Below are 13,365 nucleotides of genomic sequence, written 5' to 3' on the forward strand. Positions count from 1 at the left end.
ACGGAGAATCAACGTGCTGATTTCTAACGCATTTGCCCAGACCGCCGGTTCCGGCGGCGCGGCTGGCGGCCTGATGAGCTTCCTGCCCATCATCCTGATGTTTGGTGTGCTGTGGTTCATCATGATCCGCCCCCAAATGAAGCGCCAGAAAGAATCGAAGGCAATGCTCGAAGCACTGGCCAAGAACGACGAAGTCGTCACCGCCGGCGGCATCCTGGGCCGTGTGACCAAGGTCACCGACCAGTACGTCAGCCTGGAAATCGCGGAAGGCACCGAAATCACCGTCCAGAAGAACGCCGTGACCACGGTGCTGCCGAAGGGTTCGCTGAAGGCGCTCTGATCCGCCGATCGCCCCGATCGACTAAGCGACTCCCGCCTTTGTCTTTTCCGGCATGCCCGTTCGCGCATGCCCCGGCAGCCGCCTGATCCAGCCCACCAGAGCCTCCGTGGCTCCGTTGAGTGGCTGCCAGGCGGCTGTTTGCCAAACCGGTTCGGCCCCGCCGACGTGGCGCGCCACGCCTGCGCCGGCCCCGCCAACCGCTGAATGACTGGCCCGAGATGAATCGTTATCCGCTTTGGAAATACCTCGTGATCCTGGTGGCGCTGACCATCGGCATCCTTTACACCTTGCCGAACTTCTTCGGCGAGGCACCCGCCGTGCAGGTGTCCTCGGGCAAGGCCACGGTCAAGGTCGACCTGTCCATGCAGAAGCAGGTCGAAGAGATCCTGGCGCAGAACCAGCTGCAGCCTGATGGCGTGTTCTTTGACATTTCCGGCCAGTCCGGCTCGGTCAAGGCACGCTTCCGCACCACCGACGAGCAGCTCAAGGCCAAGGACGTACTGTCGCGCACGCTCAACCCCGACGCCGCCGACCCCGCCTACGTGGTCGCGCTGAACCTGCTGTCGGGTTCGCCGCGCTGGCTGACCTCGCTGCACGCGCTGCCGATGTACCTGGGCCTGGACCTGCGCGGCGGCGTGCACTTCCTGCTGCAGGTCGACATGAAGGGCGCCGTCGACAAAAAGCTCGACAGCCTGGCCGGCGACGCGCGCACGCTGCTGCGCGACAAGAATATCCGCCATGGCGGCATCGACCGCGACGGCGAGCGCCTGACGGTGCGCTTCAACAACGCCGAAGATGCCAACCGCGCGCGGCCCATCCTGGCCGACAACCTGCGCGAAGTGGCCTTCGCCATGGACGGCAACAATATCGTCGGCACCTTCACCGAAGCCGCCCGCAAGGCGGTTCAGGACGCTGCCGTCAAGCAGAACATCACCACGCTGCACAACCGCGTCAACGAACTGGGCGTGGCCGAGCCGGTGATCCAGCAGCAAGGCGCCGACCGTATCGTGGTGCAGCTGCCGGGCGTGCAGGACACCGCCAAGGCCAAGGACATCATCGGCCGCACCGCCACGCTGGAAGCGCGCCTGGTGGACAACGACGCGCCGCGCAGCCCGCGCCCGGGCGACCCGGTCCCGTTCGGCAGCGAGCTGTTCACGCAAGGCAATGGCGCCCCGGTCGTGCTGAAGAAGCAGGTCATCTTCACCGGCGACCGCATCGAAAGCGCCTCGGCCGGCTTCGACCAGAACCAGCAGCCTTCGGTCAACATCAAGCTCGACGCCCAGGGCGGCCGGGTCCTGCGCGACGTCTCGCGCGAGAACCTGAAGAAGCCGATGGCGATCGTGCTGTTCGAGAAGGGCAAGGGCGAAGTGCTGACGGTGGCGACGATCCAGTCCGAACTGGGTTCGAGCTTCCAGATCACCGGCTCCTACTCCACCGAAGCCGCCAACGACCTGGCCCTGCTGCTGCGCGCCGGCTCGCTGGCCGCGCCGATGGAGATCATCGAAGAGCGCACCATCGGCCCGTCGCTGGGTGCCGACAACATCCAGAAGGGTTTTGACTCGGTCGCCTACGGCTTTGCCGCCATCGCCGTGTTCATGATCCTGTACTACATGCTGTTCGGCGTGTTCTCGGTGGTGGCGCTGGGCGTGAACCTGCTGCTGCTGATCGCGGTGCTGTCGATGCTGCAGGCCACGCTGACGCTGCCGGGCATTGCCGCTATCGCGCTGGTGCTGGGCATGGCCATCGACGCCAACGTGCTGATCAACGAGCGTATCCGCGAGGAGTTGCGCGCCGGGGCATCGCCGCAGATGGCAATCGCGGTCGGCTTCGAGCGCGCCTGGGCCACCATCCTGGACTCGAACGTGACCACGCTGATCGCCGGCCTGGCGCTGCTGGCCTTCGGCTCGGGCCCGGTGCGCGGCTTTGCCGTGGTGCACTGCCTGGGCATCCTGACCTCGATGTTCTCGGCGGTGTTCTTCAACCGCGGCCTGGTCAACCTCTGGTACGGCCGCAAGAAGAAGCTGCAGAGCGTGGCCATCGGCCAGATCTGGAAGCCGGGCAACGCCACTGACACGCCGGTCGCCAAGTAAGCGACCCGCACCGTCGATCAGCAACAACCAGCAGTACTGAACAGGATTCAACATGGAATTCTTCCGCATCCGGCGCGACATTCCGTTCATGAAGCACGCGTTGGTCTTCAACGTGATCTCCTTCGTGACGTTTGCCGCGGCCGTGTTCTTCCTCTGGCAAAAGGGCCTGCACCTGTCGATCGAATTCACCGGCGGCACGGTGATGGAGGTCAGCTACCAGCAGGCGGCCGACCTGGAAAAGATCCGCGGCCAGGTGGGCAAGCTGGGCTATACCGACGTGCAGGTGCAGAACTTCGGCACCTCGCGCGACGTGATGATCCGCCTGCCGCTGCAGAAGGGCCCGGACGGCAAGCCAGTCACCTCGGCCCAGCAGAGCGAGCAGGTGATGGGCGCGCTGCAGGCCGCCTCGCCCGACGTCAAGCTGCAACGGGTCGAGTTCGTCGGCCCGCAGGTGGGCAAGGAGCTGGCCACCGACGGCCTGCTGGCGCTGCTGTGCGTGGTGGCGGGTATCGTGATCTACCTGTCGTTCCGCTTTGAATGGAAGTTCGCGGTGGCGGGCATCATCGCCAACCTGCACGACATCGTCATCATCCTGGGCTTCTTCGCCTACTTCCAGTGGGAGTTCTCGCTGTCGGTGCTGGCGGCGATCCTGGCGGTGCTGGGTTACTCGGTCAACGAATCGGTCGTTATCTTCGACCGGATCCGCGAGGCCTTCCGCAAGTACCGCAAGATGACCACCCACGAGGTCATCGACCACGCGATCACCAGCACCATGTCGCGGACCATCATCACCCACGGCTCGACCGAGATGATGGTGCTGTCGATGTTCTTCTTCGGCGGCCCGACGCTGCACTACTTCGCGCTGGCGCTGACGGTGGGTATCCTGTTCGGTATCTATTCGTCGGTGTTCGTGGCCGCGGCGCTGGCCATGTGGCTGGGCGTGAAGCGCGAGGACCTGGTCAAGGGCGAAAAGAAGGGAGAGTCGACCGACCGGAACGATCCGAACTTCGGGGCGCAGGCCTGACGGTCCGCTGCTACGACAAATAAAATGGCGCCCGGGGCGCCATTTTTATTGGGGCGGATGCAACCGTATCAGGCCTGCTCCGAGAACCGCTCGATCCACGCCGCCAGCCGGTCGGCCGCGAACGTCTCCGTGCGCGGTGCTGCCCGGCACAGGATGGTGTTCCCATCGCGCGCGAACTGCAGCGCGCCGCCGGCCTCGTCCAGCCACAGCAGGCTGGCCAGCCAGGCCGCGTGATGGGGCGACACCGGCGTGCCCACCGGCTGCGCCAGGAACTCGGCCAGCGCAGCCGGCGTGGTCCACACCACGGCATCGCCGTCGCGGCGCACCACGTCGCTGCCCAGCGCGTCGGCAATGACCACGACCGCGTCAGCCGCGCCCTTGCCCGCGTTGGCACTGCGCAGCGCCGCCAGCCGGATGCCCACGGCATGGCCAAAGCTGCCGCTGCGCTCGGACTCGGCGCGCACCAGGTCGGCATAGTCCATGCGCTGCCAGTCCGGGTCGGCGTTTTTGGCGCCGGCCAGGTCGGCCGCCGCCAGGTAGGTTTCGACCGGCTGGAAGCGGCCCGGGCCGATCAGGCTGGCGCACAGCGCATGCAGCATGCCGATCCGGGTGGCCACGGTCTGTGTCTGCAGCACCGCCAGTTTCTCGCGCACCAGCTGGTCGCGCTCCTTGCGCAGGCCCGCCAGCTCCAGCGCCTGCTTCAGTTCCATGCGCAGCGCGGTGATGTCCCACGGCTTCTTGATATAGCGGTGGATCTGGCCCTGGTTGACCGCCTCTACGGTCTGGTCCAGCTCGGAATAGGCCGTGGTCAGTATGCGCACGATATGCGGGTAGCGTTCGCGCGCATAGCGCAGCAGTTCGTTCCCGTATTCGCCGGGCATGCGCTGGTCGGACACCAGCACCGCGAGGCTGTCGGCATGGGCGTCAAGCAGCGCCTTGCCCTCCTCCACCGAGCCGCCGGTCACCACCGGAGCCAGCGCCCCGATGGCGCGCTGGAAATACTTCACGGCGGTTGCTTCGTCATCGACGAACAGAATCGCCGGGGGTGGTGCCTGGGTGGCATTCGGTTCGCTCATCGGTCACTCCTAATCATTCGATTCTTGAAACTTGGAAAGTCCAGCGTCACGGTCGTGCCGGCGCCGGACGCGGATGCGATCCGGATGCCGCCGCCAAAGGACTGCATGACGCGGTTGCAAAAAATCATGCCCAGGCCGCTGCCGCCGGCACCGGCATGGGTGGTCACGGGATCGACCAGCAGGCGCTCCATCACCTCGGGCGGGATGCCGGGGCCGTTGTCGCTGATGTGGATTTCCTGGTGCGGCTGGGCCACCACCACGAAGCGCAGCGCCGGCGACGGCGTGCCGGCGAGCGCGCGCAGCGCGTTGCTCATCACAGACGACAGCACCAGCGCCACGCAGTTGGGCAGCGTCTGCACCGGGAAATCGCCGTGCATCTCGACCTGCACCCACTGGCGCTGGCCGCCGGAGAACGGGTAGGTATCGAGCAGCGACGCCACCAGCGCACCCGCGCTGACTTCGGCGCCGGGCTCGGGCCGCGCCGGCTTGCTGCCGGCACTGTTGCGCACCGACTGCAGGAATGACGACAGCACCGCCAGGCAATATTGCGCGTTGTCGTGCATGGCGCTGGCGGCCTGGCCGATCTCGCCCTGGCGCTGCTCGCTGTATTCGCCCGCGACCCGGCTTTCGATGCCTCGCGCGAAGTTGGCGATGGCCGCCAGCGGCGTGTTCAGCTCGTGCGCCAGGAAGGCCAGGGTCTCGTCGATCGCCATCAGCCGGTGCTGGCGCAGCGCGCGTTCGCGGTGGCGCTCGCCGGCCAGGCGCAGCACTTCGCGCACGTGGGCCACGCTCAGCGGCTTTTCAAGGATGCGGAAAACCTCGCCACTGTTGACCGTCTGCAGCAGCATGTCCTTGTCGGCATACGCCGTCACCAGGATGCGCACGATCTGCGGGTAAAGCTGCGCCACTTCGCGCAGCAGTTCGCCGCCATCGCGGCCGGGCATGCGGAAGTCGGTCACCAGGACGGCGATGCGCTGGCCATCGGTGGCGAGCGTGGCGATCGCCTCGTCGGCACTGGCAGCCAGCAGTACCTCATACTCCGAGCCCACTGCGCGCGCGAAATACTTGCGCGCCATATCCTCGTCGTCGACGTAAAGCAGGGTCGGCCGCGCTTGCTGCACCTCGGTCAGGGCACTCATGACGGCTTACTCCGCGCGCGGCAGGTCGAAGCTGAACGCGGCCCACTGCCCCAGCTCGCTCTCGGCGAAGAGCTGGCCGCCATGGCGCTCGATCACGGCGTAGCTGATCGACAGTCCCAGCCCCAGGCCCTGCCCCACGTCGCGCGTGGTGAAGAAGGGCTCGAACACGCGCGCCAGGTTTTCCTCGGCGATGCCGGGGCCGTTGTCGCGCACCGTGACGTGGAGCCGGCTGTCGGCCCAGCGCACCGTGGTATGGATCGCCGGCGCGGCCGTGCCGGCCTTGCGCATGGCCAGCGCGGCGTTGGAGAAGAGGTTGATCAGCACGCCGATGACCGCGGCCTCGTCGCCCAGCACCAGGGTGTCGCCCGGCAACTCGCGCGTCACCTTGACGCCGCGCAGTTCGTGCGCGGTCAGGCGGATCGACGAATCGAGCGCCTTCTCGAACAGGAACGGCGTGCCCTCCACCTCCGCACCCGGCTTGCGGTAGGCGAAGGTCTTCAGGTCGGACACGATATGCTGGATGCGCTGCATGCCCTGCTTGGCATCGACCAGGCATTCGGTCAGCGATTCGCTCTCCTTGGCCTGCGGCTCTTCCATCGCCACCTCGATCGCCATCAGGCAGAAGTTGACGGGGTTGTTGACCTCATGCAGCAGCCCGGCCGCCAGCGTACCGATCGCGGCCATCTTTTCCTGCTGCAGCATCTGGCCCTTGATGTCGACCAGCTTGCGGTTGATCACTTCCAGCTCGGCGTTCTTCTCGGCCACTTCCGCTTTCAGGCGGAACAGGATGAAACGCGCGCGCTCGTTAAAGAAGGTATAGACCCCGCTGGCCGCCGCCGCGAACAACAGGAACAGCGAGTTGACGATGAAGGTACCCATCGGCTCGATGCCCCCGGCGTGGAACAGGCACGCCAGCACGTACAGCAGGTACGAAAGCAGGCCAAAGACCAGGTTCTGCCACAGCCCGAACGGCAGCGCGATGCCCGAGGCGAAGATCGCCAGGTTCAGGCCGACGTAGTAAGGCGACTGCACCCCTTCGGTCTGCGAGATCATCCACGCGATCATGATCTGCGGCAGCAGCAGCCAGGTCAGCGTCAGCCAGGGCGCGAACCGGCGCCCGATGGCGCTGTACAGCATCACCACCACGCCCGCGATCAGCAGCGACACCACCACGCGCGCCACCGCGAATGCCAGCTGCTGCTGCGGATACTGGCCGTAGTCGAGCCCGACGCCGAGCAGGACCAGCACGATCGCGGTATAGGCGCCGCCGCGGCTGAACGCCAGGCGGAAGTCGGCCAGCTCGGACTGGTAGCCGGCGTAGAGTTGGTTGGTGCTCATGGGGTGGTCCGTCCGGACAGCCTCATTCAATGGTGGCTTCGGCAAAGACGTTGACGCCGGTGGGGTCGACGTAGATGCGGTGCGAATGCGAGTTCTCCGGCAGCAGCTGGGCCATGCCAGCGTCGTCGCGGTAAATCAGGTACCACTCGAGCAGGTGCTCCATGCCAAATTTCTCTGGATTGTTGGCATGCACGTTGGTGACCAGTACCTGGCCGCCCGAACGCGAACGCGAAGCGAAATACGCCAGCAGCCTCGTGCAGACCTTGTCCGACAGGTAATCGAACAGCCCCGCGCAGTAGACCGAGTCAAACTCCCGCGCACTGATATCGTCAGGCGAGATGCGGCGCTTGAGCAGTTCGTGCACCGACTGGTGCACCATTTCCACCGACACCTTGCGCCCGGCACCGGCGGCCGCGCTTTCGATCGAGCTGCGGGTGTAGTCCAGCGTCTCTTCGCTGAAGTCGACCAGCTGGAACGACAGCAGCTCGGGGTTGGGATACTCGCGCACGAAACGCTGGATCTCGAAGGCCGGCCCGCAGCCTACGTTGAGCACGCGGAACGGGCGGCCGGCGGCACGTGCACGCTCCGCCTGGCGCGTCAGGAAGTCGACCAGCAGGTCGATGCGGTTGCGGTGCGCGGTCGCCACCGCCGCCTTCAGGAAGGCGGTATTGACGATCTGGAAGTAGGTGGTCGGGCCCTGCTGCGGATCGCTCAGGATCTGGTTGACCATCTCGTAGTCGCCGGCGTAGCCCAGCGGCTTGGTGAAGGTCCGGTACACGAACGGCGCGCGCAGCAGCAGCGGGTGCAGCGCGGACTGGGCGTAGGTGCGGTGCACCGGCGCGATTTCCGGGTCCACGCGCTCGGCCTCGCCCTCGAGCCAGTCGAGGTAGGTCTTGGTCTTGACCATGATCGGCGTGGCCAGCTCGTAGAACACGTCATCACGCAGCTTGCCGTCTTTCTTCGGCAGCGATTCGGTCAGGTCGACCTGCTCGACCCAGCGCGACACCTCGGACAGGAACGCGCGCATCTCGTTGACCACGATCTGGTAGTCGCGCCGGATATTGAAGCGCGTATCCCAGTCCTGCACGAACAGCTCGGCTTCGCGCGCGACCGACTTGGGCTCGTTGTTCAGGTCGGTCAGCTCGCGCCATTCGTCGATCAGCGTCAGCGATACCACCGCGGTCAGGCCGGTGTTCACCAGACTCATCACCACGGCCTTGCCTTGATAGGCGTTCTTGGCGCCCATGCGGACGCTGAGCTCGCTCAGCACCTCGCTGACCTGCACGATCGAATACGGATTGTAGATTTCCATCACCAGAGACTTTCTCTGGAGATTGATGATCGTGCCCCGCACCTGCTCGCCCTGCGAGTTGCGGAAACTAACTACCGGATCGATTTGCGTTTTGGAATACACGGTATTGCGCCAGGGAAATCCGAGAAACGCTGCGGGCCATACTGCATGGGCGGGACGGCCGGGTACAGCAGGAGGGGCGAGGGGATCGCGCGGAAGGCTACCGGTATCGGGATGTGCAGCGAATGCTCATAAGGATGCGCTATAGCCTGTTTGGCGGGTGGCGGCCTCGCCCTGTGCGGGAGAGCACCGACAAGCCCGGATCGTCTGGAATTGCCGCGGCCCATTGTACTGTGGCAATTGGGCGGCGTACAACAAAGTGCCTTTACCGTCCCCTCTTGAGACGGGGTCGGCTACAGGATACCTAAAACCATGAAAAAAGGCCGGCGATTGCCGGCCTTGTGTCGTTTTATGCGAGCGGCCCATCGCGGGCCAACCCACGGCGCACTTACTCCGCGCGCACGCCTTCCACCTGGATGGCAAGCTTGACCTCAGGCTTGAAGCCCATCTTCACGCCGTAGTCCAGGCCGAAATCGGCGCGGTTGAACTCACCCACGGCATCGGCGCCGCAAGCTTCGCGCTTGAGCATCGGGTGCTGGATGCACTTGAATTCGCGGATTTCCAGCTTGACCGGCTTGGACACGCCACGCAGCGTCAGCACGCCTTCCACTTCGGTCGGCACGTCGCCCTTGAACTTGCTGAACTTGCCCTTGTAGGTCGCCTCGGGGAAGGCTTCCACGTTGAACATGTCCGGGCCCTTGGCGTGCTGGTTCAGCTTGGCATTGCCGAAATCGATCGAAGCCGGATCGATCTTGACCTCGATGGTACCGGCCCTGGCGGCACGGTCCAGCGTGACGGTGCCGCTGGACTTGTCGAACTTGCCGCGCCACGTCGACAGGCCACCCAGGTGGTCGGCCTCGAAGCTCGGGTAGGTATGGGTCGGATCGAGGTTGTACGTCACGGTATTGGCCGAAGCCACGCCGAAGGCGGCGGTTGCGGAAATGGCCGCGACGGCGGCAACGACGGAACGCAGTTTCATGGGATCTCCCGACAAAAGCAGGTTAAACAGGTTAGCGGAACGTTCTTGGTATTAACGTCCTGGTACGTCAGCGGATTGCCGGCCTTACTTCTTGGCCTGCACGATACGGAATTTGATCTGAACGTCGTCGGCCACCACCGATGTGTCCTTCCACTCGCCGTCGCCGATATTGAAGACGGTGCGCTTGATCGGCAGCGCGCCCTCGAATACCTGGCTGGCGCCTTCCTGGCGGTAGGTGGCCGGCACCACCACGTCGACGGTCTTGCCCTTGATGGTCAGCTTGCCGGCGACGTCATACTTGCCCGGCGTGCCGTTCTTGATGCTGGTGGACTGGAACACGGCCTTGGGGTACTTGGCCGCGTCGAACCACTCCTTGCCCTTCACTTCCTTGGTGGTCTCGGCGTCGCCGATCTCGAAGCTGGCGACGTCGATCTCGACCTTGGCCGACGAGGTGGCAAGCTTGGCGGGGTCGAAATCGACCTGAGCGTCGAACTTCCTGAACTTGCCTTCCATTGGCACGCCAATCTGGCGCGCCACGGCGGTCACCGAGCTCTTGGCCGCGTCGACCTGGGCCCAGGCCAGGTTGGCGGCGATGCCGGCGGCTGCCAGCACGGCTGCCACGGTGGCGTTGATGGCCAGCGAGCCGCGGCGGGAATGGCGATTCATCTTCAATGACTCCTGTCAGGTTCGAGTTTCGGCGCACGGCGCCGCGGTACGGAGAAATTCGGCACAGTCAGCGCAGGAACGGCAGCATGCGGCCCAGCGTGCCGTCGCGGTCGACGAACTGGTGCTTCACCGCCGCCGCCGCATGGACAACGACCACGGCGGCCATCAGGTAGTTCAGCCAGACATGCGCAAACTTGAGCACTTCCTTCAGTTCGTCGCTCTTCTCGATCAGCGCCGGCATCTTCCACAGGCCCAGGTAGACCACCGGCACGCCAGCCGCCGAACTGTAGAGATAGCCGCTGATGGGAACGATCACGATCAGCAGGTACAGCAAATGGTGCGCCCCGGCGGCGGCCCTGGCCTGCCAGGCCGGCGTGCCGGGCGCAACCGGCGGCGCCTGGTGCGTGGCGCGCCACAGCACCCGCAGCAGCGCCACGGCGAAGATCGTCACGCCCAGCCACTTGTGCCACGAATAGAGCTTCAGCTTGGTCGGCGTCAGCCCCGGAATGCCGGTCATGTACAGGCCGAGCCCGAACGCGCCGAAGATCGCCAGGGCGATGACCCAGTGCAGCGCGATGGCGGTGGGACCGTAGCCGGCCGGGGCATTGGCGGTAGAACGCATCTGTTTCCTCTCGCCCGCGTCATGGGCATTCACAAATTTGGGGACTCACCCTGGGATTGGATCCGCTGGAGCGCTGAAGATTCTCGCATTATTGCGGCGGGAAGTGCGCTCATGCAGGACAGTCCTTCATTAAGTTATTCAAATGCTTTGAAGCGACATTCTGCCGCAAGCGCCACAACGCCGCAGAGCGGGCTGCCAGTTGGCGCAACCAGGTGCCACCAAAGCAAAAAAGCCATCCTGGCGGATGGCTTTTTCTGGGCTGTGCCGGCGTCTGTGGCCGGCGGATGTGACGTCAGATGCGCTCAGCGAGCGAAACTGCCTTGCCGATGTAGCTGCCCGGCGTCATGTCGAGCAGCAGCTTCTTGGCATCGTCAGGGATGGCCAGGCCGTTGATGAAGGTCTGCAGCGCCTCGCGCGAGATGCCCTTGCCGCGGGTCAGCTCCTTGAGCTGCTCGTACGGGTTGGGCACGCCAAAGCGGCGCATCACGGTCTGCACCGGCTCGGCCAGCACTTCCCAGCAGTTGTCGAGGTCTTCGTCGAGGCGCTCGGGATTGGTTTCCAGCTTGCCCAGGCCGCGCAGGCAGGCCTCGTAGGCCAGCAGGCTGTAGCCGAAGGCCACGCCGATATTGCGCAGCACGGTCGAATCGGTCAGGTCACGCTGCCAGCGCGACACCGGCAGCTTTTCCGACAGGTGACGCAGCACTGCGTTGGCCAGGCCGACATTGCCTTCCGAATTCTCGAAATCGATCGGGTTGACCTTGTGCGGCATGGTCGACGAGCCGATTTCGCCGGCCTTGGTCTTCTGCTTGAAGTAGCCCACCGAGATATAGCCCCAGATGTCGCGGTTCAGGTCGAGCAGGATGGTGTTGGCACGGGCCACCGCGTCGAACAGCTCGGCCATGTAGTCGTGCGGCTCGATCTGGATGGTGTACGGGTTGAAGGTCAGGCCCAGGCGGGTCTCGATCACTTGCTTCGAGAAGGCTTCCCAGTCAAAGGTCGGGTACGCCGACAGGTGCGCGTTGTAGTTGCCCACCGCGCCGTTCATCTTGCCCAGCAGTTCGACTTGCTCGATGCGCTGGATCGCGCGCGCCAGGCGCGCGGCCACGTTGGCCATTTCCTTGCCCAGCGTGGTCGGGCTGGCCGGCTGGCCGTGGGTCCGCGACAGCATCGACTGCGTGGCGTTGAGCTTGGCCAGTTCCACCAGGCGCGCATGCACGCGCTTGAGCGCCGGCACGATGACGCCGTCGCGGGCGCCCTTGAGCATCATGCCGTGCGAGGTGTTGTTGATGTCTTCCGAGGTGCAGGCGAAGTGGATGAACTCGCTGGCAGCTTCCAGCTCGGCATTGCCCTTGACCTGTTCCTTGAGCCAGTACTCGACGGCCTTTACGTCATGGTTGGTGACCGCTTCGATTTCCTTGATGCGGCCGGCATCGGCTTCGGAAAACTTGTCGACCAGGCCCAGCAGCGCGGCTTCGGAGGCGGCGGAGAACTTCGGCATGTCCGGCAGGCCGGTCTGGGCCAGCGCGATCAGCCAGTGCACCTCGACCTTGACGCGGTTGCGCATGAAGGCCGCCTCGGACAGCCATTCGCGCAGCGCGTCGGCCTTGGCGGCGTAGCGGCCATCGATCGGGGAAAGAGCGGTGAGCGGCGAAAGCGAAGAGGTGGTCATGCTGGAAACCGGGGAAAGGAAGGAAATTAGGGGGACGTACGGTGCGCGCCGCGGGGGCTGGCGCGTGTCAGCGTCGGATCGGCGGAAGCATCCGCCGGAAACAGGGGCGAAGCGCCCGATGCGCCGCACCGGCGGGTTCGCCCGCACGCGCGGCACCGGCGTCCGGCGCTGCGCAACGCGGGATTTTACCACCCCTGCCCCGGCTCGGGGGCAGCGGTCAAGTGCGCGCGCGGGCATCGGTGCGCGACCCCGCATTCGTCCGGCACCGCAGGTATACTCGCGCACGCCGTTCCAGTAGCCTGTTATGAAGTGCATCGGGCAGCAGCGCACCCCGGCGCCGCTGCCACGCAGCAGACGATGCACTTCATAACAAGCTCAAGGGGAGAACATGAAGCTGTATGCGTCCCATACCAGTCCCTACGCGCGCAAGGTGCGCGTGGTGATGGCGGAAAAGAAGATCGACTACCAGCTAATTGAAGAGGACGTCTGGTCGCCGGAATCCAAAATCGGCCAGTACAACCCGCTTGGCAAGGTGCCTTGCCTGGTGATGGAAGACGGCGGCGCCATCTTCGATTCGCGCGTGATCGTCGAGTATGTCGACACGCTGACTCCGGTCAGCCGGATGATCCCTCAGGGCGGGCGCGAGCGGCTGGAAGTACGCTGCTGGGAAGCGCTGGCCGACGGCCTGCTCGACGCGGCCCTGCTGGCGCGCCTGGAAGTCACGCAGCGCGAGCCGCAGGAGCGCAGCGAGCGCTGGGTCAAGCGCCAGCTCGGCAAGATCGATGCGGCGCTGGCCGCCATGGCCAACGGCCTGGCCGACCGCCCCTTCTGCACCGGCACGCACTACTCGCTGGCAGATGTCGCGGTGGGCTGTGCGCTGTCCTACCTGGATTTCCGTTTCCCCGACATCGCCTGGCGCGAGCGCCATCCCAACCTGGCAGGCCTGGAAGAAAAACTGTCGAAACGGCAGTCGTTTATCGATACCGCGCCGCCGCGCGGCTGAAGCCCGCC

12 protein-coding genes are annotated in these 13,365 nt (G+C 65.1%); 4 read left to right on the forward strand and 8 right to left on the reverse strand.

Features of this window, described 5'->3' with window-relative positions; genetic code table 11:
• Positions 1-13 precede the first annotated feature (13 nt).
• The 3 genes from yajC to secF all read left to right on the forward strand — a co-directional run bounded on the left by yajC (position 14) and on the right by secF (position 3,454).
• On the forward strand, positions 14-340 hold the full coding sequence (yajC, locus tag CTP10_RS13870) for a preprotein translocase subunit YajC (RefSeq protein ID WP_116318096.1): 327 nt from the start codon (positions 14-16) through the stop codon (positions 338-340).
• A 218-nt stretch (positions 341-558) separates the two neighbouring features.
• Entirely contained in the window at positions 559-2,430 is a 1,872-nt protein-coding gene (gene secD, locus CTP10_RS13875) for a protein translocase subunit SecD (RefSeq protein WP_116318097.1), read from the forward strand.
• A 52-nt stretch (positions 2,431-2,482) separates the two neighbouring features.
• A complete protein-coding gene (secF, locus tag CTP10_RS13880; protein WP_116318098.1) occupies positions 2,483-3,454 on the forward strand; it encodes a protein translocase subunit SecF in 972 nt (323 codons plus the stop codon).
• A gap of 68 nt (positions 3,455-3,522) precedes the next feature.
• On the opposite strand, the gene CTP10_RS13885 is transcribed toward secF, so the two are convergent.
• The 8 genes from CTP10_RS13885 to purB form a co-directional block, all read right to left on the reverse strand.
• Entirely contained in the window at positions 3,523-4,530 is a 1,008-nt protein-coding gene (locus tag CTP10_RS13885) for a response regulator (protein WP_116318099.1), read from the reverse strand.
• Positions 4,527-5,660, reverse strand: a complete 1,134-nt coding sequence (locus tag CTP10_RS13890) for a hybrid sensor histidine kinase/response regulator (RefSeq protein ID WP_199414535.1) — start codon at positions 5,658-5,660, stop codon at positions 4,527-4,529. Before CTP10_RS13890 ends, CTP10_RS13885 begins: the two co-directional genes overlap by 4 nt.
• Before the next feature lie 15 nt (positions 5,661-5,675).
• Positions 5,676-7,007 carry a sensor histidine kinase gene (locus CTP10_RS13895; RefSeq protein ID WP_116318101.1) on the reverse strand — a complete coding sequence of 444 codons (1,332 nt, stop codon included), beginning with the start codon at positions 7,005-7,007 and terminating at the stop codon, positions 5,676-5,678.
• 22 nt (positions 7,008-7,029) lie between these two features.
• The gene (locus tag CTP10_RS13900) at positions 7,030-8,421 is read right to left on the reverse strand and encodes a class I SAM-dependent methyltransferase (protein ID WP_116318102.1); all 1,392 of its coding nucleotides are present in this window, start codon (positions 8,419-8,421) and stop codon (positions 7,030-7,032) included.
• 385 nt (positions 8,422-8,806) lie between these two features.
• A complete protein-coding gene (locus tag CTP10_RS13905) occupies positions 8,807-9,397 on the reverse strand; it encodes a YceI family protein (RefSeq protein WP_116318103.1) in 591 nt (196 codons plus the stop codon).
• An 84-nt stretch (positions 9,398-9,481) separates the two neighbouring features.
• On the reverse strand, positions 9,482-10,063 hold the full coding sequence (locus CTP10_RS13910; protein ID WP_116318104.1) for a YceI family protein: 582 nt from the start codon (positions 10,061-10,063) through the stop codon (positions 9,482-9,484).
• Positions 10,064-10,130: 67 nt separating this feature from the next.
• Positions 10,131-10,685 carry a cytochrome b gene (locus CTP10_RS13915; protein ID WP_116318105.1) on the reverse strand — a complete coding sequence of 185 codons (555 nt, stop codon included), beginning with the start codon at positions 10,683-10,685 and terminating at the stop codon, positions 10,131-10,133.
• Positions 10,686-10,977: 292 nt separating this feature from the next.
• The gene (purB, locus tag CTP10_RS13920; RefSeq protein ID WP_116318106.1) at positions 10,978-12,354 is read right to left on the reverse strand and encodes an adenylosuccinate lyase; all 1,377 of its coding nucleotides are present in this window, start codon (positions 12,352-12,354) and stop codon (positions 10,978-10,980) included.
• 388 nt (positions 12,355-12,742) lie between these two features.
• Here purB and CTP10_RS13925 point away from each other — a divergent pair, with 388 nt between their 5' ends.
• Positions 12,743-13,357 carry a glutathione S-transferase family protein gene (locus tag CTP10_RS13925; RefSeq protein WP_116318107.1) on the forward strand — a complete coding sequence of 205 codons (615 nt, stop codon included), beginning with the start codon at positions 12,743-12,745 and terminating at the stop codon, positions 13,355-13,357.
• The last annotated feature ends 8 nt before the right edge of the window (positions 13,358-13,365 follow it).

Origin of the sequence: Cupriavidus sp. P-10 (genome assembly GCF_003402535.2) — a bacterium.
Lineage (GTDB): Bacteria > Pseudomonadota > Gammaproteobacteria > Burkholderiales > Burkholderiaceae > Cupriavidus.